This is a genomic window from Ideonella azotifigens, assembly GCF_021043325.1.
In the GTDB taxonomy this organism is placed as follows: domain Bacteria; phylum Pseudomonadota; class Gammaproteobacteria; order Burkholderiales; family Burkholderiaceae_C; genus Ideonella; species Ideonella azotifigens.
Genome location: NZ_JAJNKD010000007.1, coordinates 258,632 through 278,034, shown reverse-complemented (window position 1 = coordinate 278,034; position 19,403 = coordinate 258,632). Strand labels below are relative to the sequence as shown.

Below are 19,403 nucleotides of genomic sequence, written 5' to 3'. Positions count from 1 at the left end.
CCCATGAGCATCCAATGAGCATTCCCACCACCCACGCCCAGGTCCTGATTCTTGGCTCCGGCCCAGCCGGCTACTCGGCTGCGATCTACGCTGCGCGCGCCAACCTCAAGCCGCTGCTGGTCACCGGCATGGCCCAGGGCGGTCAGCTGATGACCACCACCGAGGTCGACAACTGGCCGGCCGACGTGATGGGCGTGCAGGGCCCCGAGCTGATGCAGCGCTTCCTCGAACACGCCGAGCGCTTCCAGACGCAGATCGTGTTCGACCACATCCACACCGTCGACTTCAGCGAACGGCCTTTCAAGCTCAAGGGCGACTCCGGCAACTACACCTGCGACGCGCTGGTGATCGCCACCGGCGCCTCGGCCAAGTACCTGGGCCTGGATTCGGAGAAGGCCTTCATGGGCCGCGGCGTGAGCGGCTGCGCCACTTGCGACGGTTTCTTCTACCGCAATGACGAAGTGGCCGTGGTCGGCGGCGGCAACACCGCGGTCGAGGAGGCGCTGTACCTGAGCAACATCGCCAGCACGGTGCACCTGGTGCACCGGCGCGACAAGTTCCGCGCCGAGGCCATCATGATCGACAAGCTGCACGAGAAGGTCGCGCAGGGCAAGATCAAGCTGCACCTGCACCAGACGCTGGACGAAGTGCTGGGCGACCAGAGCGGCGTGACCGGCGTGCGCCTGAAGAAGGTGGACGGCAGCGCGACGCAGGACATCGCGCTCAAGGGCTGCTTCATCGCCATCGGCCACCATCCGAACACCGACATCTTCCAGGGCCAGCTGGAGATGAAGGACGGCTACATCGTCACCAAGAGCGGCCAGAACGGCTTTGCGACCATGACCAGCGTGCCGGGCGTGTTCGCCGCCGGCGACGTGCAGGACCACGTCTACCGCCAGGCCATCACCTCGGCGGGCACCGGCTGCATGGCTGCGCTGGATGCGCAGCGTTTCCTGGAGCAGCAGGCCTCCTGACGCGGGCCGACGCGCCCGCCCTCCTGGGCAGAGGCGTTCGGACGGCTTGCTAGCGTTTGCCTAACGGTGGCCCGCGACGATGCGCCAGCTCGTCGCCAACGGCCCTGCCCGGGACTCCTTTCGCGGCGGCGAGCAGCTGTTCTGCTCGTTCATCCCTGGAGGAATTCCCATGTCCAAGACCCTGCGCGCACCCACTGCACACGCCGCCCTCGCCCTCACGCTGGCCCTGATCGCCGGAGGGGCCCATGCCCAGGTCGCCGGCACCTATGCCGGCACCACGTCCGACGGGCTCAGCATTGAAATCACGCTGGTCAACAGCGAGACCGACGGCCTCGTCTTCACCGGCAGCTCCACCCAGTGGAACGAGACCTGCAAGACCGGTGACGTCAAGTTCGCCTGGTGGGGCATTGGCGCCTACCTGCCGGTGACCGCCAAGAAGCTGTCCAGCGAGTACAAAGGCCAGTCGCTTTACCAGACGCTGACGATGAAGTTCGACGTCTCCGGCACCACGGTCACCGGCACGGTCAAGGCCGGCGAGGCCACCTACGTGGACGTCAACAGCTCGATCAAGCAGACGGAGCCCTGCAACTCAGGCCTGGTGACCTACACCGCCACGCTGCAGAGCCCGCTGATGGCCGCGCGCCACCACGGCATGCCGGCAGGCAGCGTGCAAGCGTTCACGCGCTGACACCCGCCGCCGGCAGCCGGCCTCGCGGCGAGCGACAGTTCAGCCCCTCGCGGGGCGGCTTTCCGCCGGGACCAGGTGCAGGAACAGCGACTCTGCACCACGCAGCACGCGCACCACGCAAACCTTGCCAATGCGCGAGCCGTCCAGCAGGCGTTGGAGATCGTCCACGGTGGCAGCCGGCAGGCCGTCGATCCCCAGCAGCAGGTCATCTGGCTTGACGCCACCGGCCTCAGCCGGCGAGTCGGGCTGCACCTCCGACACGCGCACCGCGCTCGCGTGGGCCACACCCAGGTAACGCGCCACGCGCCTGGACAGCGGCTCGGTGGTGCCGGACAGGCCGATGTAGGCCCTGCGCACGCGACCCTGCGCCAGCAGCTGCGGCACGACCCACTTGGCCGAATTCACCGCCACCGCGAAGCTGAGCGACTGCGCGCCCCGGATGATCGCGGTGTTGACGCCGATCACGCGGCCGTGCGAATCCAGCAACGGCCCGCCGGAGTTGCCGGGATTCAACGCAGCGTCGGTCTGCACGATGTTGTCCATCATCCGGCCGGTGGCCGAGCGCAGCGTTCGCCCGAGCGCGGAGACGATGCCGCTGGTCACGCTGTGCGTGAAGCCCAGCGGGCTGCCAATGGCGATCGCCACCTGCCCGACACGCAACTTCGAAGAGTCCCCCAGCTCAAGGTGAGGCAGGAAACGACTGGAGCCGATGCGCAGCACCGCGAGGTCCGAATCCGGATCGTCGCCCACCAGTTCGGCCTGGCCGCGCGTGCCGTCGGGCCGTGACACCTCCAGCGCCACGGCACCCCGCACCACGTGGCTGTTGGTCAGCACGTAGCCGTCCGGCGTGAACACGAAGCCGGAGCCGCTGCCTTGCTGCTGCCGGCCTGACACGGCCACGAACACGACCGCGTCGCGCGCGCGTTCGACGGTGGCAGCCACCGTTTCCGAATACGCATCCAGGATGTCGCCATCAGGACGTCCGTCCCAGGCCTCGGTCATCTGCTCTCTCGCACCCATCGCAGCTCTCCAACAAGCCCTGCAGATGGCGCCACTGCCGAAGAACTCAAGCCCCGGCGGTGCCCTGGAAATCAGCGCTCGGGCTTGCAGTCGAAAGCCAGCGTGCGCGTCGTCTGGCCCAGTTCCTGGTTCAGCATGCCTTCGGTTCCCTGGGTCTGCCAGATCAGGCCGGCAGAGGGCGAACCCGCCGGCGCCCCCGGCAGCGCGGCATAGCGCACGCCAGAGCCGCCCGGGCCGGCACGCAACACCTCCTGCCGACCTTGCCAGGACAGCACCGCGAACGACTCGCCGCCACGCAGGTTCAGGTACGCGGCAGACAGGCGCTTGCCGGTGGCGCAGCGGTAGTTGACGCTGCTGGTGCTGAACGGCGGCGTGAAGGCACGTTCGACGATCAGCCTGCGCACGGCCTCACCCGCGGGCAGGCCGGGCTGCAGCGGGTCGTAGTGGCCCACGCCGGGCAATGACAGCAACTCGACCTCGTCGCCCAGCGCGCGAGCCCTGGCCTGGTAGGCCTGCGCGGCTTCCGGCAAGAGCACCGCGGCAGACACCAGGTACTGCGGCACGCGCAACGGCAGCAGCGACTGTGGCGAGGCCTGGCGGTAGCGCTGGGGCTGGACGTCGGGCAGGCCGCCCATCAGCGGCGCCACGGCCGGTTCGCCGCAGGCCTGCTGGTCCGGCCCGATGAAGCTGGCCAGGTCAGCCGGGCCGTCGATGTCCACCGCAGCCAGCAGCGGCAGCGGATCGGCGCCGCGGATCTCGCTGTCGGCCGGCAACTGCGCCCGGCCGGCCAGCCACAACGCAGCGTGGCCACCTGCCGAGTGGCCGACCGCAACCACGCGGCTCAGGTCCAGCGGGTGCACGTATTGCAGCTGGCGCAACTGATCCAGCGCCGCGGCCCAGTCACGGTAGGTGCCGGGCCAACCGCCACCGGCGTCGCCACGCTGGCGGTATTCGATGTTCCAGCTGGCGATGCCAAAGCGTGTCAACTCGCTGGCCAGCGCGGCGGTGCTGCGCAGCGTCGCGAAACCGCTGGTCCAACAGCCGCCATGGATCAACACCGCGACCGGGAACGGCCCGTCACCCGGCGGCAACCGGAGTTCGCCGAACTGCAGCGGGCCGCTGCCGTAGGCAATGACGGCCTTGGGCGGCAGCACCGGCCCGGCAGGCGGCGGCGCGGCGGGTTTGGCCGTCACGGCAACAGGCGCCGAGGCCGTTGCGGCGGCCACCGGCGCGGCCACCTGAGTGACACGAACCGGCTTGGTGGCTGGCGCAGGCGACGCCAGCAAGTCAGGCAGGTTCAGCTCGGCACAACCGGCCAGCGCCACGGCCAATATCGCGGGCACCGGCCTGGTTTGCAAGCGCCACCGACAAGAAAGTCCACGCATCCAATCCACACATCGCTCCACGCATTGTTTGCGCCATTCTCGCGTGCGGCGACAGCGATCAGGCTGCCGTGAGGCGCTCCTGGGTGAGCATCGCGCGGTCCTGCAACCAGGGCTGGGCAGCGAAATGGCGCGCAGCAAAGGCTTCGATCTGCGTGGCGTGGGCCAGCGTGGCACCCACCATGTCCAGGCCCTGCAGCAGCATGCGCTGGTGGCGCGGCGACAGCGCGAACGGCGCCTCGATGGTGCCGCAGCGCACCTGCAGCGCGGGCAGGTCGATCTGCAGCGGCAACGGGCCCTCGCCTGCCACTGCGCAGGCCAGCGCCTGGTCCAGCAAGGCCTGGCCGTGCGCCGGCGAGACCATCACCGGCAGCAGGCGGTTGTTGACCGCGTTGGAATAGAAGATCTCGCCGAAGCTGGGCGCGATGACTGCGCGCACGCCGTACTGCAGCAAGCCCCACACCGCATGTTCGCGGCTGGAGCCGCAGCCGAAGTTCGGCCCGCCGATCAAGGCGTCCACGTCGGCGAACGCAGGCTGGTTCAGCACGCATTCGGGCCTGGGCTGGCCGTGGGCGTCGAAGCGCAGGTCGTACAGCAGGCCTCGGGCGAGGCCTGCCTTGTCGATGCCGCGCAGGAACTGCTTGGGCATGATCTGGTCGGTGTCGAGGTTGGCCAGAGGCAGCGGGGCGGCGCGGGTAATCCACGCGGTCGTTGAGGTCTCAGGCATGTCGCGTCTCCTGTGGGGCCAGGGGTGGCCACTGCAGCGGATCGGCCAGGTTGGTGATGCGGCCAGTGATGGCGGCGGCGGCAGCCATGGCCGGGCTCATCAGGTGGGTGATGGCGCCGCGGCCCTGGCGGCCCTCGAAATTGCGGTTGGTGGTGCTGGCGCAGCGCACGCCGTCGGCCAGCACGTCGTCGTTCATCGCCAGGCACATCGAGCAGCCGGGCTGGCGCCACTCGAAGCCGGCCGCCAGCAGCTGCGCGGCAATGCCTTCGGCCTCGGCCTGCGCGCGCACCGCGCCGGAGCCCGGCACGACCATGGCACGCACGCCGGGCGCCACATGATGCGAGCCGACCGTGGCTGCGACCTCGCGCAAGTCCTCGATGCGGCCGTTGGTGCAGGAGCCGATGAACACGTGCTGCACCGGCGTACCGGCGAGCGGCGCACCCGCGGACAGCCGGGTGTAGCGCAAGGCCTGCTCGGCACTGCTGCGCGCCACGGGGTCATCGAAGTCTTGCGGGCTGGGCACGGCGGCGTGCACCGGCAAGGCCTGGTCCGGGCTGGTGCCCCAGGTCACAAAGGGCGACAGCTGGGTTGCGTCGAAGCGATGCTCGACATCGAACACCGCGTCGGCGTCGCTGCGCAGCGTGGCCCAATGCGCCAGCGCGGCTTCGCGCCACGGGCCGTCTTCGGCGAGATCCGGCGCGTGCGCCAGCACGTAGTCCAGCGCTTTCTGGTCCGGCGCGACCAGCGCACCCCGAGCGCCGGCCTCGACCGCCATGTTGCACAGCGTGAAGCGGGCCTCGATCGACAGCGCATCGATGGCTTCGCCGCAGAACTCGACCACGTAGCCGCGCGCCCCTTGCGCGCCGATGCGGGCGATGATCGCCAGCACCAGGTCCTTGGCGCCGGTGCCCCGGGGCAGCCGGCCGTCGACCGTGATGCGCATGTCGCCCGCCAGCCGGTAGACCAGGGTCTGCGTGGCCAGCACATGCTCGACCTCGCTGGTGCCAATGCCAAAACCCAGTGCACCGAGCGCGCCATAGGTCGTCGTGTGGCTGTCGCCGCACAGCACCACCATGCCGGGCAGGATCAACCCATGCTCGGGTGCCACCACGTGTTCGATGCCTTGCAAAGGGTCCTGCGTGTCGAACAGTGCGATGCGGTGCTGCTCGCAGTTGCGGCGCAGGTTGCGCGCCTGCAGTGCCGACGGTGGATCCAGGATCACGCGTTGAGCCACTGGCGCAGCATGCGTCGGGATGATGTGACTGACCACCGCCACATGCTGACCCGGCATCGGGACCGGGCGCCCCTGCGCATGCAAGCCGGCAAAGGCCTGCGGGCTGGTGTACTCGTTCATCAGGTGCAGGTCGCAGAACAGCAGCACATTCTGCTCGTCGAGCAGGTCCACGGTGTGGCTGTCCACCAGCTTGCGGTAGAGCGTGCGGCCGGTCATGCGGCCCTGCCCTGCAGGAACGGCAGGGCTGCGGCCAGCAGCGATTCAGGCGCCTCTTCTGCGATGTAGTGGCCACAGGGGAGTGCGTGGCCACGCACGTCGGTTGCCACGCGCTGCCATTCGGCCAGCGGGTAGAAGCAACGCTGGACCACGCCTTCGGCGCCCCACAAGGCGAGCAACGGCTGGGTCAGGCGACGGCCGGCATCGCGGTCGGCGCGGTCGTGCAAGAGGTCGATGCCAGCGGAAGCGCGGTAGTCTTCGCACAGGCCGTGGGCAGTGCCAGGCAGCGCCGCGGTACGCACGTACTCGGCCAGCGCGCGCGGGTCGAATGGCGCCAGGCCGGCGCTGCGGCGGCCCATCACATCGCGGATGTAGGCGGCAGGGTCGGCGGTGATCAGGCGCTCGGGCAGCGGCGCGGGCTGGATCAGGAAGAACCAGTGCCAATAGGCACGGGCGAACAGCTCGCTGGTCTGCTCGTACATGGCGAGTGTGGGGGCAATGTCCAGCAGCACCAGGCGACTGACCGCATCTTCATGATCGGCTGCCAGCCGGTGCGCGACCCGCGCGCCGCGGTCATGTGCCAGCACCGCGAAGCGCTCGTGGCCCAGGGACTGCATCAACCGGCGCATGTCGCGCGCCATCGTGCGCTTGCTGTAGTTGGCGTGGTCGGCCTCGCCCGCGGGCTTGGACGAGTCGCCATAGCCGCGCAGGTCGGCCAGCACCAATGTGAAGTGACGCGCCAGCACCGGCGCCACGCGGTGCCAGATCGCGTGGGTCTGCGGGTGGCCATGCAGCAGCAGCAAGGGCGGGCCTTCGCCGCCGCTGCGGGCGCGGATGCTCACGCCCACATCGGTCTCGATGAAGTGGGACGCAAAGCCGGGGAACAGCACTTCACCCGGGTCGGCAGACGGTGACAGATTGGCAGGCATGGGGCGCATCGTAGGCTGCCCGCCAGGGAAAGTGTGATCGCAGAGCGCACATCATTGATGCCTGTGGCGACAGAATGGCAGGCATGGATGCCATCTCCGACCTCGGCTTTTTTGTGCTGCTGGCCCGCCAGGGCAGCCTCAGCGCCACCGCGCGCGAACTGGGCGTGACGCCGCCCACGATCAGCAAGCGGCTGGCAGCGCTGGAGCGGCGGCTGGGCGCGCGGCTGCTGCAGCGCACGACGCGCCGGGTCAGCCTGACCGCCGAAGGCGAGGCCTACCTGGCCGAGGGTTCGCGGCTGCTGGGCGAGCTGCAGACGCTGGAACAGACGGTGGGCGGCAGCCGGGCCACGCCTCGCGGGCTGCTGCGCGTGCATGCCACGCTGGGCTTCGGCCGGCGCCAGCTCGCGCCGGCCTTGTCGGCCTTTGCGCGGGCGCATCCGGAGGTCGAACTGCAACTTACGTTGAGCGACCGCCAGGTGAACCTGGTCGAACAGGGCCTGGACCTGGCGCTGCAGATCGGGCCCTTGCCGGATGCGCGCCTCAGCGCACGCCGGATCGCCGCGAATCACCGGGTGCTGTGCGCCTCGCCAAAGCTGCTGCGCACGCTGGGCGAGCCCGGCCGGCCGGCGGACCTGGCTCGCTGGCCGTGCATCCTGCTGCGCGAGAACGAGGAGGCGTTCAACACCTGGCAGTTCACGCCACGCGGCGATGGCCAGGGCAGCCGAACAGCGCCCCGGCAGGAAAGCGTGAAGGTGCGTGGCCGCATGTCGACCAACGACGGCGACACCGCCTTGCAATGGGCGCTGGACGGCCACGGCGCGCTGCTGCGCTCGGTGTGGGACGCCGCGCCTTACCTGCGTTCAGGCCGGCTGCGGGCGATGCTGCCCGACTGGCAACTGCCGCCGGCCGACGTGATGGCGCTGTACCCGACGCGCGAGCATCTTTCGGCCCGTACGCGGGCGGCGGTGGATTTCCTGGTGACCTGGTTTGAGCAGCATCCGCTGCCGAACTGGCCCTGAAGACCCGCAGCGCCGCGGGTCACATGGATCGTTCGACGACGGGAGTCGTCAGCCTTGCAGGCGACGGCGGCGGAACATCAGGCCCAGCGCACCCAGGCCTGCCAGCACCATGGCCGAGCCCGAAGGCTCGGGCACCTTGGCGGCGAACTGCAGGCCGTCGACCAGCAGCCGGGAACCCATGCTGCTGCGCAAGCTGTCATTCAACAGCGGCGTGCCAGCCATGAACGAGACTTTCGGCACCGTGCCGGTGGCGACAAGGCCGCTGCCGGCCACAGTGCCGAAACTCTGGCGCGACACGTTGCCATGGGTCACCATGACCAGGCTGCTTGCATCGGGCGCGGTGCGGCCCACGCCATCACCCAGGACCAGGCTTTCGAAACTGGCGTTCGGCAGGTTTTGGGCCGTGGCACCCGCGGAACCCAGCCCCAGGACGGAAGCCGCGAGCACAGAAGCGACGATTGATTTGTTCATGTTTCCTCCGCAAAGAAAGGGCCGGACCCAAACTGCACCCGGAGAGGCGCCCGATCCCGCAACAGAGAGATCAGCGCACGGGATAACCCTGAGCAAGATCCACGCCCGTTTACGGGTTTTCACGGTTGCACTTCACTGCCAGACGAAACGGCCGTAACAGCCCACCACAGTGGCGTCGTAAGGCGTGGTCAACTCCGCGCTGCCAGAGGTTTGGCGACGTTCCGGGGTGGCCTGGCAACCCAACGCCAAGCCGCGACTGGGCCGCCAATCCACCTTCAAGGTGATGCGGCGCTGCCTGTCCTTGGCGCTCAGCGCATCCGGCGTGCCCTGACCACGTTGCAAATCGCGCAGGCTCTGTTGATAGTTCAACGAGAACTGCAGCTTTTCCGACGCCTGCCAGCGGGAGGCGATGGAGAACTCGGTGCCGAGTTGAACGTCTCGGCTGGCCTGCCCCTCGCTGAGCGGCAGATTGCCGGTGTCGCTGTCGCGCAGAACCTGGGTGTCGAAGCTCAGCTTGCCGGTGGGCTGCCACTTCCAACTGAGCGAGCCCGACCACAGCTGCGCTCGCTGCAGTTCGCCCTGGTGATGATGCTCGTTGGAGTGTGCCAGCCGCAGGACCAGCGAACTGGCTCCGCTGGGGCGCAACTGCAGCGAGGCCTCCAGGTCGCGCCTGTCGTACCTGTCGGCCTCCCCATCGGCTTCGCCGTGGGGATATCGCCCATCGGTGTAGCGCAGCAAGGTCCGGAAGCTGAAGTCCGGGTGGGGCCGATATCGCACCCCCAGTTCGACAGCACGCCTGTCCAGTTCGCTGCTGGCGGAGGCATCAGCGGAATAGCGGCGCTGGAATGCAGTCAAGGCGCCTTCCACGGTCCAGGCCGTGACCAGCCCCAGATTGGCGCGGAAGAAGCCTTCGTCAATGCGCTCCAGGTTCTTCAGCAACTCGCTGCTGCCGTCTTCGGTCTCCCCCAGGAAATTGCGATAGAGCGACTGCTGGTGAAGCAGGCCGAGCTGGCCCTGCCAGCGCTCGGCCGTCGACCAATCCAGCTGTGCACGCAAGATCGGGCTCAGGTTGTTGAAAGCCTGGCTGTCCCGAAATCGCTGGTACTGCAGGTCCGCGCTGACATCCAGGCGCTGCCGCCCCAACCACTGGTCAAGCCCCAGCCGCAGATCCGTGTTGCTGACGATGTCGCTCACGACCCGTCCGGCAGGTGCATGCAGCACGTTGCTGTCGTGCTGCAGCGATTCGCTGATGGAAATCGAGTAGGGATTGGCTTCAATGCCGTCGGCAACGCCGTTGCCGCTGCCAACTTCCCCGGTCCCCGCCCCACTGCCCGCGCCGCCAGCCTCCTGCGCAACCGCCAGCGCAGTGGCGCCGCAAATCAGCACACCCACCACCCAGCGCGCAGGTGGCAGCTGCGCACCAGGCCCCTTCTTGCCAACCCGCTGCATTCAGTACGCGCCGCGATCAAAAAACATCATCTTGGCCGTGCGGAAGATGATGCTCAGGTCCAGACCCAGCGACCAGTGCCGCAGGTATTCCAGGTCGTACTCGACCCGGCGTGCCATTTTCTCGACCGTATCGGTCTCTCCACGCAAGCCGTTGACCTGGGCCCAGCCGGTGATGCCGGGCTTGACCTTGTGGCGGGCCATGTAGGCCTTGACGATCTTGCGGTACTGCTCGTTGTGGGCGACCGCGTGAGGCCGCGGCCCGACGATGCTCATGCGGCCCTGCAGCACGTTGATGAACTGCGGCAACTCGTCCAGCGATGTGCGGCGGATGAAGGCACCGAACGGCGTGATGCGCGGGTCGCCGCGCGTGGCCTGAACGACCACCGGGCCGTTGTCCTCGGTGGTCATCGAGCGGAATTTGTAGACCTCGATGATCTCGCCGTCCAGCCCGGTGCGGCGCTGCTTGAAGATCACAGGCCCCGGCGAACTGCGCTTCACGCCGATCGCCAGCAGGACCAGGATGGGCGAGATCGCCAGCAGGATCAGCGAGGACAGCAGCAGGTCGCTGGTGCGCTTGAGCAGCCAATTCACGCCGGTGAACGGCGAGCCCAGCAGGCCGACCACCGGCACGCCACCCATGTCCTCCAGCCGGCCCTGGATGATGCTGAAACCGTGCACGTCCGGCACGAAGTGAAGCGACGCCGTCGTGTTCTGCAGCGACTCCATCAGCCCCAGGATGCGCGGCTGCGAGGTCAGCGGCAGCGTGATGAAGACGTCTTTCACGCCATGTGCGTCGATATAGGCCGGCAACTCGGCCAGCGTGCCGCGTAAGGCCACGTGCGGCGGCAGGTCCACGCGGGTGTGCTCCCGGTCATCGAACACACCCAGCAGCTCGCGGCCCTGGTCGCGCCGCAGCGACAGCATGTCGGCCACGCGCAGGCTCATGCCATTGGCACCGACGATCACCGCCGGCCGCTGCGCCTGCGGCTGCGCAGCGTGGCGACGCATCCACTGCCCGCCCGCAGCCACGCAGGCCCACTGCACCAGCGGCACCGCCACGGCCCAGGCCGACAGCATGCGGCGGTCAAATTCGCGCAAGCTGTCGGTGGCGTAGCCCAGCAATGCCAGCACCGCAAGGATGCCGCTCCAGGTCAGCACGATGTCAAGCCCGACGCCGATGCCCCGCCGCCCGAAGCGATTCACGCCAGGGAACATCATCACCAGCAACAGCAACACCAAAGCCTTGGCCGGGCCGTCAAAAGGCTCGGCGAAAACGTCATGCGCAATCACCAGGCCCAGCGCGGCGATGCCGGGCTCCAGCACGGCGGCGATCAGCGCCGAAACCGACGGCGGCGAGTTCAGGAACAGCCGCGTGGCACTGCGGTCGTCCATCATGTCGACCGTCCTCCGTGCCAACCCAAGAAAACAGAAAAACTGACTCGTGTCATCGAGATGTCCTCCCGCGACATTCGGCGCCTTGCGGGCCGCTGTCGCTGTTGTCCGCCATCCAATGAGCCCAGGATCCACCTGAACACCGAGGGCCGCCCCACAGGCGCGCGACCCTCTCCCAACGCACTCTTATGATGGCTTTCAGGCCATGGCGAGATCCGCGGTCATGCCGCCGCTCGGCAGGTCCTGCGCCTGGCCGTTGGCAGCTTCGGACTTGCGACGCCCCGCCCATCCGAGCACCCCCAGGCCCAGGCCCAGCAACACCAAGGGCGTGGGTTCCGGTACCGGCGCTGCTGCAGCGATCAGCGCATAGCTGCCACCAAACAAGCCGGTGCCAGTGCCCGTGACATTCAGGTAGTAGTTCTGGCCAGCCGTCAGGCCCACGTTGCTGAGGTGGGTGGAACCTCCTGTGACATAGCCACTGCCGATGGCGGTGTAGACGCCCAGCGACAGGCCGGCGATGTCAAAAAGCGTTCCACCCAGGGTGATGGACGTGGTGGCGAACGAGGCGAAGCTGGTGCTTGTGGGCAGGCTGAACGACCACCAGTCGCTGAAGGAGCCGGGAGAAACGACGGCGCCCGCGATCGCCGGCTTGGCCGGCGCTATTGGCAGGACGCCCAATGAATAGGTTGTCGCTTGGCTGGCCAGGCTCGCGCCCGCCAAAGCCAGCGACGCGAGCAGCGGTTTCAGTTTCATGTGAAATCCTCGGTTGAATATTGGAAAGGAAAAGACTCGTACTGCACTTCTGAACTGAAGACGTTCTGAGGCCTTCTATGCTTCCGTCGCCCGAGGTTTGATCCCCGTCCCAACTGGCTTCTCACCTGAGACCAGACCCACCGCGGCAATGCAAAAGACAACAAGCATGCGAATGCGGCGGGGCGGCACAGTCTGAGTTGCGCCAGCGCGCCTGACCGCGCGCCGGTGCACCAATGGCGACACATGAGCGGCAAAGCTGTTGGGTTTCACACACCACATCGAACATGCCGGCCTCTGAACAACCCATGCCGCTGGAACTGCGGGAAAACCATGCAAGAGTCAGACCCGCCCAGACCACAGCCCGCGTGTGGTGAAGCCTTGATCGCAACTGCATCCGCAAGCATGAGGACGCCCTCGCATGGCATGTCGTTTGCTCGTCTCAGAGGCAGGAGATGCAGGGCCATGGCACCGCCTGGGCTTGTCCAGACACCGAGGCCGAGGCAATCAACTGCACGTTTGCTCACACTTCCAGATCCACGGGGCGGATATCAGCGAACCACGACACCGAAGACGCGACGTGCTTGCCAGCTTGGGCGGAGCAGGCTTGGGCGCGCTGATCGGCGTGCAGAGTCCACAGGCAAATGCTCAGGCCCAAGCCAAAGCAGCCGATCCGCTGTGGGCGCCGGAAGCGCTGGGTGAGCGCGTGTGGCTGGACTGGCGGGCGGAAGATCTGGCCGAAGGTCCGGTGGCCGAATGGAAAGACCGTGTGGCCGGGCTGGCAGCCACCCAAAGCGACGCTGCCCAGCAACCGCTGCGCACCCCGGATGGCGTGCTGTTCAAAAGCGGCGGAAGGCGGCTGACGCTTGCCGCACTCTCCAGGGCGTACATCGCCCACCGCGCGATGCTGATGATCTTCCGCGCGGATTTCGCGGACGCTGCCTCCGCAAGCGGCAGTTTTGTGTCGTTCAACGGTTACGACGAGGCCCCCACCTCCCGGCAGCCAGGCGTGTTTTACGCAGCCAGCGGCAGCACCCGTTCCGTGCTGCCACAGTGGCGGGATCCGCGCGGGCACTGGGCGGGCAACCACGCGTTGACCAGTGATGCCTCCCGTTGGCACGTGGTGCTGACCCGACGCGTCAACGGCACGGCTTACAGCTCGCTCGATGGCGGCCCGGAGCAGACCTCGGCCGGAGGGATGTTGTGCCTGCCGCGCGGGGTGACCGGCACACCCGGCCTGATCGGCGACCACGGCAACCAGGGCCCGAGCTGGATGCTGGACTGCCTCCTGGTGCTGCAGGACGAACTTTCGGAAGCAGACGCCCAGCGCCTGATCGCCTGGGGCATGTGGCGCAAGGGTGTTCAGACATCCCTGCCCGCAGACCACCGCTACGCCGACGCGGCGCCCAAGCTCTCGCAGTTCACGCCGGAGCCCGCCTTTCGAGAGACCAGCAACAGCGACTGGCTGACCATGAAGGCCTACTGGGAGCACAAGAATCCGGCTCAGACGCTGGAACAAGCTTACCGATCCGAACTGGATCTGTCTGGCCACCGGCTGGTGTTCGAGGACCACTTCACCCGGCTGAGCATCACGGACGAAGTCAGCGGGGCCGGGCCCTGGTGGTCGCCGGTGCATCCCGCCGCCACCGGGAAGGCCAGAACCGCCCGGGTTGCCGAGCAACCAGCGACCTTTGTGCAGTCCGGCAGCGAGCTGACAATCCGCATGCAGTCCGGCCCCAAAGGGTGGCGTTCGGGCGTCTTCACCTCGGTCAACCTGAACGGCCATGGCAATGCCTGGAAGTTCGGCTATTTCGAGTTCAGGGCCAAGGTCAGCCGGGGCAATGGCTTCGGCGCCTGGCCAGCGTTCTGGCTCAAGTCTGTCAACGAGTTCTTCAGGCTCACCGAGTCCAGACTGGAACTGGACCTCTACGAAGGCTATTGCTCAGACCCCAAAGGGCACCACCAAGCCATGCACCAATGGCCCGCGGCCCGCTTGGTGGAAGGACGCATCAGCAAACGCCGCAGCGTCGGCAACTACACCGGCCTGAAGGCTTCGCGGTGGGGCGAACACACCGTCGACCTGTTCGACGACGCCTACCACCTGTACGGCATGATGCTCGATGAGCAGTGGACCCGCTTCTACTTCGACGGCCTGGAACTGGCGCGCTTTCCAACGCCCATTGAAGCCAAGCAGCCACTCTTCATACTTGTTGACCTTGCGCTGCTGCCGCAGCAGGCAGACAAAGCCAGCGGCAGCTACGAGCTGACACTCGACTACATCCGGGTCTATCAATCGAGCAAACCGGGCTGAATCGCAGCGAGAGGGCCAGGCGCGCAAGCACTGGCAGCCGGGCCCAGGGCACAGGCGATGCGCTCGCTCAGGCTGCGTGCCACAAGCTCACTGCCTGCGGCAGTCAGATGCCCATCATCCCAATACAGGCTCTGCCCGTTGACGGCAATCCGGCACTGCTCGCCCACGCACAACCGGTCGCGCACCGAAAACCAACTCGCCAGGCGCGCGGCAGCCGTGTGACGAAGGACCGGCTCAGCCTTGAAGTCAGATGCGGGGCGGAAGAAATCGTCCGGCAACCCTCGCACGCGCAAGATGTCCCGGATCACCGGCACCTCTGCGCTGTACGTCGGGCTCTCGCCCAGCACCAGCACCGGTATTCCCAGCCGCGCAAGCTCCGTCAACGAACGCCGCAAGGAGCCCTCGAGCGAGGCCATGTCGCGGTAGCGGTTCCAACGCGCACCGATCAGCACCAGATCAGGCTTCAGCTCGGCAATCCGAGCCAGCGCAAACTGGTTGAAAGCCGCGCAGTCCTTCCTGTCTCCAACAGGCGCAGGCATCAAGGGCCCGCAGCCCGCGTAGGTCACCTGCGTCAACCGGAAGGTCGTCAACCGCAATGCCTCCAACCCCGGCACATAGTGGGCTGCGTAGCTGTCTCCCCAGATCAGCACGCGCTTGGCCGCCGGCGAAGCCTGGCCGAACGTGCATGCCCGCTCAGACCAGTTGCCCGCCACAAAGCCACTGACGAAAAAACAAGTCTCGGGGTGATAGAGCGCCTCCCCCGGGAACGTTTCGCCGCGCGCCTCGAACCTTTCGGGCAAGCCCTTGCTCCAGTGCAATCCGTAGCCTGCACCGAACACCAGCATCAATCCCGTCATGGCGGCCGCCGAAACCCGGAGGCCGCTCAACCGCGCATGGCGGGCAGGCTGCTCGACGAAGCGATACGACAAGACGGCCAGGCCCAGCGCACCTGCACCGAGAAACCCCCTGGCAAGCCCATCCGGCGGCTGCAGAAAATGCAACTCGTAGAACACGATCAAAGGCCAGTGCCACAGGTACAGCGAATAGGACCAGCGGCCCAGCGTCACGGGCACGCGGGAGGCGAGCACACGGCTGACCCAGATCCCCTCCGTCAGCCCGGACTGCAGCACGAGCACCGCACCGGCCACCGGCATCAAGGCGGCGTATCCGGGAAAGCGTGTCTCGGCTGAAAACCGGCAGGCGGAAAACAGGATCAGCGCGAGACCCAAGGCCGAACCGGGCCCCGCCCACCTGGCCGGCAAAGTGCGCCGCGAAGTGGCCGCCAGCGCGCCGGCCAACAGTTCCCAAGCTCTGAATGGCAACAGGAAATAACCTGCGTCAGGCCAGCGGTACGCCGCGACCACGCATGCGGCGAATGACGCCAACGCGAGCCCCGCAATCATCCAGAAGGGTCGCCAGCGGGCCTTCGCGCAAACCAGCCAAAGCAATGCTGGATACAGCAAATAAAACTGTTCTTCCACGGACAGCGACCAAGTGTGCAGCAAAGGCCGGTGGTGCGCATTGGCCGCGAAATAGCCCGCATCCAGCCAAAAGAACAGATTCGAAGACATCAGCGCCAACCCCGCGAGGCTGCGCCCCAAATCGCGCAAGTCTTTAGGGAAAAGCAAGCACGTGCCCGCAGCCACGACAGCCAAAACGACCACCAGCAGAGCGGGCAGAATTCGACGCATTCTGCGCACATAAAAAGCGCCGAGCGCAATGCCGCCGGTCTTCAATTCGGCCAGCAGCAGCGAGGTGATCAGGAAGCCGGAAATGACAAAGAAGACATCAACCCCAATGAACCCGCCCGGGAAACCTGGCACCTCCAAATGGTAAAGAAGAACAACCAATACTGCGACGGCTCGCAAGCCGTCAATATCGCCACGATATCTATTATTCACACCACAGTCCAATCGAAAGTCTGCCTCAAAATACGGACAGTCACCGCTCCCAATCTCACTGTGTCTTTATTGCGGCGTGGCCAGCGTCAGAGCGCAAGTCCAAAACGCGTTACATGGTGCAACATTCGGGCCAGCGAGCGCAGTGCGCATTCGCTTCTTGTGCGAACGCACGCAGCCGCGACCTCATGCCCATATGCCCATGGTCACGGGCGCGTACCCACCTGCCCGAGCCGGCTCGCGGCTCACCATGGTCACGCCGAACCCCATGCGAGCGAGGAACTGCCTAGCAAACAGCAAGTTGCTGCATTTCCAACAGCAAAGTGCGCTTATCCGCCCACCCATTGCCACGCATTCGACAGGTTTCGAAACCTCATCATCAATGGCCATGTTTTTGAAAGGCCGAATAGGTCATTAAAACGGACTCCTCAATCGAGATGATCGAGTGCCTGAGGCAGCTAAAGTTCCTACAGGCCGGACTCGCGAATTTCACGATGCTGGTGCGTGTACGCACCATTTTTGGCCATATCCTTTGAGGATCGTTGTCCTTCAAAAGTTGTAATTCATCGGCGAATTTCTCTGGAGAATGAAATGACGAGCAGGCAACACCGGCGGCGTGATGTACTGACCACCCTGGGCGGCCTCGGCCTAGGGGGAATTGGTGAGCTATGTACGGCACATGCCAATGCTCGGAACGTCGCGAATGTTGCGAATGTCGCCCAGGCGGCATGGACCCCCGCCGCCCTGGGAGAGCGCGTATGGCTGGACTGGCGGGCTGAGGATTTGGTGGACGGACCGGTTTCCCAGTGGAAGGACCGGGTCGTCGGCATGCTGGCGAGCCAAGGCGACACGACGCGGCAGCCGGTACACACATCAGACGGCGTGCTGTTCCAGAGCGGCGCCAGAAGACTGCTGATCCCCGCGCAGGCTCAAGCCTTCCTGGCCCACCGCGCCGTGCTGATGATCTTCAAAGTGGACTTCACGGGCAGCACCAGCGCCGATGGCAGTTTTGCAGCCTTCAACGGCTACGACGGTTCGACCACGTCCAGGCAACCGGCCATGCTCTACAAGAACGATGGCGCCACCCGCACGCTGTCCGCGCAATGGCGCGACCCGCGCGGCTACTACTCTCAGCCCTTGACCATCAGCAATGACACGGCCCAATGGCATTGCGCGATCACGCGCCGTGTCGGTGGCACGGCATACAGCTCAATCGACGGCTCGCCCGAGTTCGCAACCGGCGCGGGCGCCATCTGTTTGCCGCGCAGCACTTCGGCCACCGGGCTGATCGGTGATTACAGAGACAACGGCCCCAAGTGGACACTGGACTGCCTGATCGTGCTTCAGGACGAGCTCTCACTCGCCGATGCGCAGCGACTGGCCGGCTGGGCCATGTGGCGCAAAGGTGCGCAGGCGCAGTTGCCCAGCACCCATCCATACCGCAACAGCGCCCCCTTGATCAGCGTCACTGATAGCCAGGCGGTCTATGCCGAAACGACGCCAGACCAATGGACGACGCTGAAGGCCTATTGGGATTCCACGGACATCACTCTGCAACTGGAGCAGTCATTTCGCAAGCCGTTGAATCTCGTGAACTATCAATTGGTGTTCCAGGACACTTTCGACACCTTCAGCGTCACCGATGAAGTGACCGGCGCAGGCCCCTGGTACAGCCCCGTTCATCCAGACGCGACCGGCGCGGCAAAAACAGCCAAGCTCACCACCTCACCCCCACCTTTCGTGCAACAGAGCGGCGAAATGATCGTACGCATGCAGCAGGGTGCAAGTGGCTGGCAAAGCGGCGTCTTCACATCGGTGAACCTCAACGGGCAGGGGCGCAGCTGGCAGTATGGCTACTTCGAGATGCGTGCGCGGGCCAAGTCCGGCAACGGTTACGGCAGCTGGCCTGCGTTCTGGCTGAAAACCACCAACGAGTTCTTCCGGCTGACCGAGACCCGGGTGGAGATTGATGCCTACGAGGGCTATGCCTCCGATGCCAAAGGTCACCACCAGAGCTTTCACAACTGGCCGGCGGCGAGGCTGTTGGCTGGCCGCCTGACCACCCACCGCTATCTGTCCAACTACGTCGGGCTCACTGCCTCCCAATGGGGTACCGATGTGAATCTGTTCGACAACGCGTACCACACCTACGGCGTGCTGGTGACGCCCGACTGGATCATCTACTACTTCGACCGCCTGGAACTGGCCCGTTTCCCCACGCCGGTCGAAGCCAAGAAGCCATTGTTCCTGCTGGTTGACCTGGCGATGAGTTCTTCCGAAGTTGCCAAGGCCAGTGGTACCAGCGAGCTGGGAGTGGACTACATCCAGGTCTACCAGAAGAAGTGAGCCGGCGACCGCGGCGGATCCGGTCGCCCGCGCGCCAGCATCGACTCAGCTTGTACAGGAGCGCCGCAACACCCGGGCCGGAACGCCGGCGGCCGTGCAGGCCTCGGGCAGGTCTCTGAGCACAACGGCGTTTGCGCCGATGGTGGTGCGGGCGCCGACGTTCACCTTTCCCACGACGGCAGCGCCCGCGAACACGGTCACGTCGTCGCCCAGCACGGGATATCGGTCACTCCCGCCGTCCCCGCGCCGCCCGCCGCCAAGCGTGACGTGCTGGTAAATCACCGCCCGTGCGCCGACCACCACGCCTTCACCGATGACGATGCCCACCGGATGCGGAAACTTGACCCCGGGCGCGATGCGCGCGCTTGGGCTGATGTAGCAGCCATACCGCCGCTCCATCAGCAGCCCCAGCCAGTTGCCGGCACGCATCCAGCCGCGCCCCCGCACGTAGCCGCGGGTGCGCAGCAAGCACATCAGGCCCTTGCTGCCCCGGCCGGTCAGCAAGGCCCTGCCCAACCGCAGCCAGAAGCCCCAGCGACCACCGGGCACGTGCCAGCCGTCCTCGGCCAGATCCGCGCGCAGTTGGTCGTACGCCAA

General features: G+C 66.4%; 16 protein-coding genes. 5 read left to right on the top strand and 11 right to left on the bottom strand.

Features of this window, described 5'->3' with window-relative positions; translation table 11 throughout:
- Nucleotides 1–14 precede the first annotated feature (14 nt).
- Both trxB and LRH25_RS17145 read left to right on the top strand, forming a co-directional pair.
- Nucleotides 15–974, top strand: coding sequence for a thioredoxin-disulfide reductase (trxB, locus tag LRH25_RS17150; protein WP_231011759.1), 960 nt, complete (start codon nucleotides 15–17; stop codon nucleotides 972–974).
- A 169-nt stretch (nucleotides 975–1,143) separates the two neighbouring features.
- Nucleotides 1,144–1,662 (top strand): hypothetical protein, encoded by a 519-nt coding sequence (locus LRH25_RS17145; RefSeq protein ID WP_141290881.1) that lies wholly within the window; start codon nucleotides 1,144–1,146, stop codon nucleotides 1,660–1,662.
- A 39-nt stretch (nucleotides 1,663–1,701) separates the two neighbouring features.
- Here LRH25_RS17145 and LRH25_RS17140 read toward each other — a convergent pair whose 3' ends face one another.
- The 5 genes from LRH25_RS17140 to LRH25_RS17120 form a co-directional block, all read right to left on the bottom strand.
- On the bottom strand, nucleotides 1,702–2,682 hold the full coding sequence (locus tag LRH25_RS17140) for a S1C family serine protease (RefSeq protein ID WP_141290883.1): 981 nt from the start codon (nucleotides 2,680–2,682) through the stop codon (nucleotides 1,702–1,704).
- 71 nt (nucleotides 2,683–2,753) lie between these two features.
- Nucleotides 2,754–4,025, bottom strand: coding sequence for an MliC family protein (locus LRH25_RS17135; protein ID WP_231011757.1), 1,272 nt, complete (start codon nucleotides 4,023–4,025; stop codon nucleotides 2,754–2,756).
- A 100-nt stretch (nucleotides 4,026–4,125) separates the two neighbouring features.
- Complete coding sequence (gene leuD, locus LRH25_RS17130) at nucleotides 4,126–4,791, bottom strand: 3-isopropylmalate dehydratase small subunit (RefSeq protein ID WP_141292077.1); 666 nt, start codon at nucleotides 4,789–4,791, stop codon at nucleotides 4,126–4,128.
- The gene (gene leuC, locus LRH25_RS17125; RefSeq protein WP_231011755.1) at nucleotides 4,784–6,241 is read right to left on the bottom strand and encodes a 3-isopropylmalate dehydratase large subunit; all 1,458 of its coding nucleotides are present in this window, start codon (nucleotides 6,239–6,241) and stop codon (nucleotides 4,784–4,786) included. Before leuC ends, leuD begins: the two co-directional genes overlap by 8 nt.
- Complete coding sequence (locus LRH25_RS17120) at nucleotides 6,238–7,170, bottom strand: alpha/beta fold hydrolase (RefSeq protein ID WP_141291320.1); 933 nt, start codon at nucleotides 7,168–7,170, stop codon at nucleotides 6,238–6,240. The genes leuC and LRH25_RS17120 overlap by 4 nt, the downstream gene beginning before the upstream one ends.
- Nucleotides 7,171–7,253: 83 nt before the next feature.
- Here LRH25_RS17120 and LRH25_RS17115 point away from each other — a divergent pair, with 83 nt between their 5' ends.
- Nucleotides 7,254–8,189 (top strand): LysR family transcriptional regulator, encoded by a 936-nt coding sequence (locus LRH25_RS17115; RefSeq protein WP_231011754.1) that lies wholly within the window; start codon nucleotides 7,254–7,256, stop codon nucleotides 8,187–8,189.
- Between the two features lie 48 nt (nucleotides 8,190–8,237).
- On the opposite strand, the gene LRH25_RS17110 is transcribed toward LRH25_RS17115, so the two are convergent.
- The 4 genes from LRH25_RS17110 to LRH25_RS17095 form a co-directional block, all read right to left on the bottom strand.
- Entirely contained in the window at nucleotides 8,238–8,660 is a 423-nt protein-coding gene (locus LRH25_RS17110; RefSeq protein ID WP_141286723.1) for a PEP-CTERM sorting domain-containing protein, read from the bottom strand.
- Nucleotides 8,661–8,792: 132 nt separating this feature from the next.
- A complete protein-coding gene (locus LRH25_RS17105; protein WP_141286725.1) occupies nucleotides 8,793–10,109 on the bottom strand; it encodes a porin family protein in 1,317 nt (438 codons plus the stop codon).
- On the bottom strand, nucleotides 10,110–11,504 hold the full coding sequence (locus tag LRH25_RS17100; RefSeq protein ID WP_141286727.1) for an undecaprenyl-phosphate glucose phosphotransferase: 1,395 nt from the start codon (nucleotides 11,502–11,504) through the stop codon (nucleotides 10,110–10,112).
- Nucleotides 11,505–11,699: 195 nt separating this feature from the next.
- Nucleotides 11,700–12,254, bottom strand: coding sequence for an FxDxF family PEP-CTERM protein (locus LRH25_RS17095; RefSeq protein WP_141286729.1), 555 nt, complete (start codon nucleotides 12,252–12,254; stop codon nucleotides 11,700–11,702).
- 604 nt (nucleotides 12,255–12,858) lie between these two features.
- Here LRH25_RS17095 and LRH25_RS17090 point away from each other — a divergent pair.
- The gene (locus LRH25_RS17090) at nucleotides 12,859–14,562 is read left to right on the top strand and encodes a LamG domain-containing protein (protein ID WP_231011753.1); all 1,704 of its coding nucleotides are present in this window, start codon (nucleotides 12,859–12,861) and stop codon (nucleotides 14,560–14,562) included.
- On the opposite strand, the gene LRH25_RS17085 is transcribed toward LRH25_RS17090, so the two are convergent.
- Nucleotides 14,541–16,463 carry an acyltransferase family protein gene (locus tag LRH25_RS17085; protein ID WP_170200799.1) on the bottom strand — a complete coding sequence of 641 codons (1,923 nt, stop codon included), beginning with the start codon at nucleotides 16,461–16,463 and terminating at the stop codon, nucleotides 14,541–14,543. The genes LRH25_RS17090 and LRH25_RS17085 overlap by 22 nt on opposite strands.
- A 588-nt stretch (nucleotides 16,464–17,051) precedes the next feature.
- Between LRH25_RS17085 and LRH25_RS17080 the strand changes: the two genes are divergently transcribed.
- A complete protein-coding gene (locus LRH25_RS17080) occupies nucleotides 17,052–18,806 on the top strand; it encodes a glycoside hydrolase family 16 protein (RefSeq protein WP_141286735.1) in 1,755 nt (584 codons plus the stop codon).
- 45 nt (nucleotides 18,807–18,851) lie between these two features.
- On the opposite strand, the gene LRH25_RS17075 is transcribed toward LRH25_RS17080, so the two are convergent.
- Nucleotides 18,852–19,403 carry a serine O-acetyltransferase gene (locus LRH25_RS17075; protein ID WP_231011752.1) on the bottom strand — a complete coding sequence of 184 codons (552 nt, stop codon included), beginning with the start codon at nucleotides 19,401–19,403 and terminating at the stop codon, nucleotides 18,852–18,854.

Bases quoted from the DNA above. Each gene is read 5' to 3' on its own strand.
- LRH25_RS17120 (WP_141291320.1), bottom strand. From the start codon at position 7,170: ATGCCTGCCAATCTGTCACCGTCTGCCGACCCGGGTGAAGTGCTGTTC.
- LRH25_RS17115 (WP_231011754.1), top strand. From the start codon at position 7,254: ATGGATGCCATCTCCGACCTCGGCTTTTTTGTGCTGCTGGCCCGCCAG.
- LRH25_RS17110 (WP_141286723.1), bottom strand. From the start codon at position 8,660: ATGAACAAATCAATCGTCGCTTCTGTGCTCGCGGCTTCCGTCCTGGGG.
- LRH25_RS17105 (WP_141286725.1), bottom strand. From the start codon at position 10,109: ATGCAGCGGGTTGGCAAGAAGGGGCCTGGTGCGCAGCTGCCACCTGCG.
- LRH25_RS17095 (WP_141286729.1), bottom strand. From the start codon at position 12,254: ATGAAACTGAAACCGCTGCTCGCGTCGCTGGCTTTGGCGGGCGCGAGC.
- LRH25_RS17140 (WP_141290883.1), bottom strand. From the start codon at position 2,682: ATGGGTGCGAGAGAGCAGATGACCGAGGCCTGGGACGGACGTCCTGAT.
- trxB (WP_231011759.1), top strand. From the start codon at position 15: ATGAGCATTCCCACCACCCACGCCCAGGTCCTGATTCTTGGCTCCGGC.
- LRH25_RS17145 (WP_141290881.1), top strand. From the start codon at position 1,144: ATGTCCAAGACCCTGCGCGCACCCACTGCACACGCCGCCCTCGCCCTC.
- LRH25_RS17100 (WP_141286727.1), bottom strand. From the start codon at position 11,504: ATGATGGACGACCGCAGTGCCACGCGGCTGTTCCTGAACTCGCCGCCG.
- leuD (WP_141292077.1), bottom strand. From the start codon at position 4,791: ATGCCTGAGACCTCAACGACCGCGTGGATTACCCGCGCCGCCCCGCTG.
- leuC (WP_231011755.1), bottom strand. From the start codon at position 6,241: ATGACCGGCCGCACGCTCTACCGCAAGCTGGTGGACAGCCACACCGTG.
- LRH25_RS17080 (WP_141286735.1), top strand. From the start codon at position 17,052: ATGACGAGCAGGCAACACCGGCGGCGTGATGTACTGACCACCCTGGGC.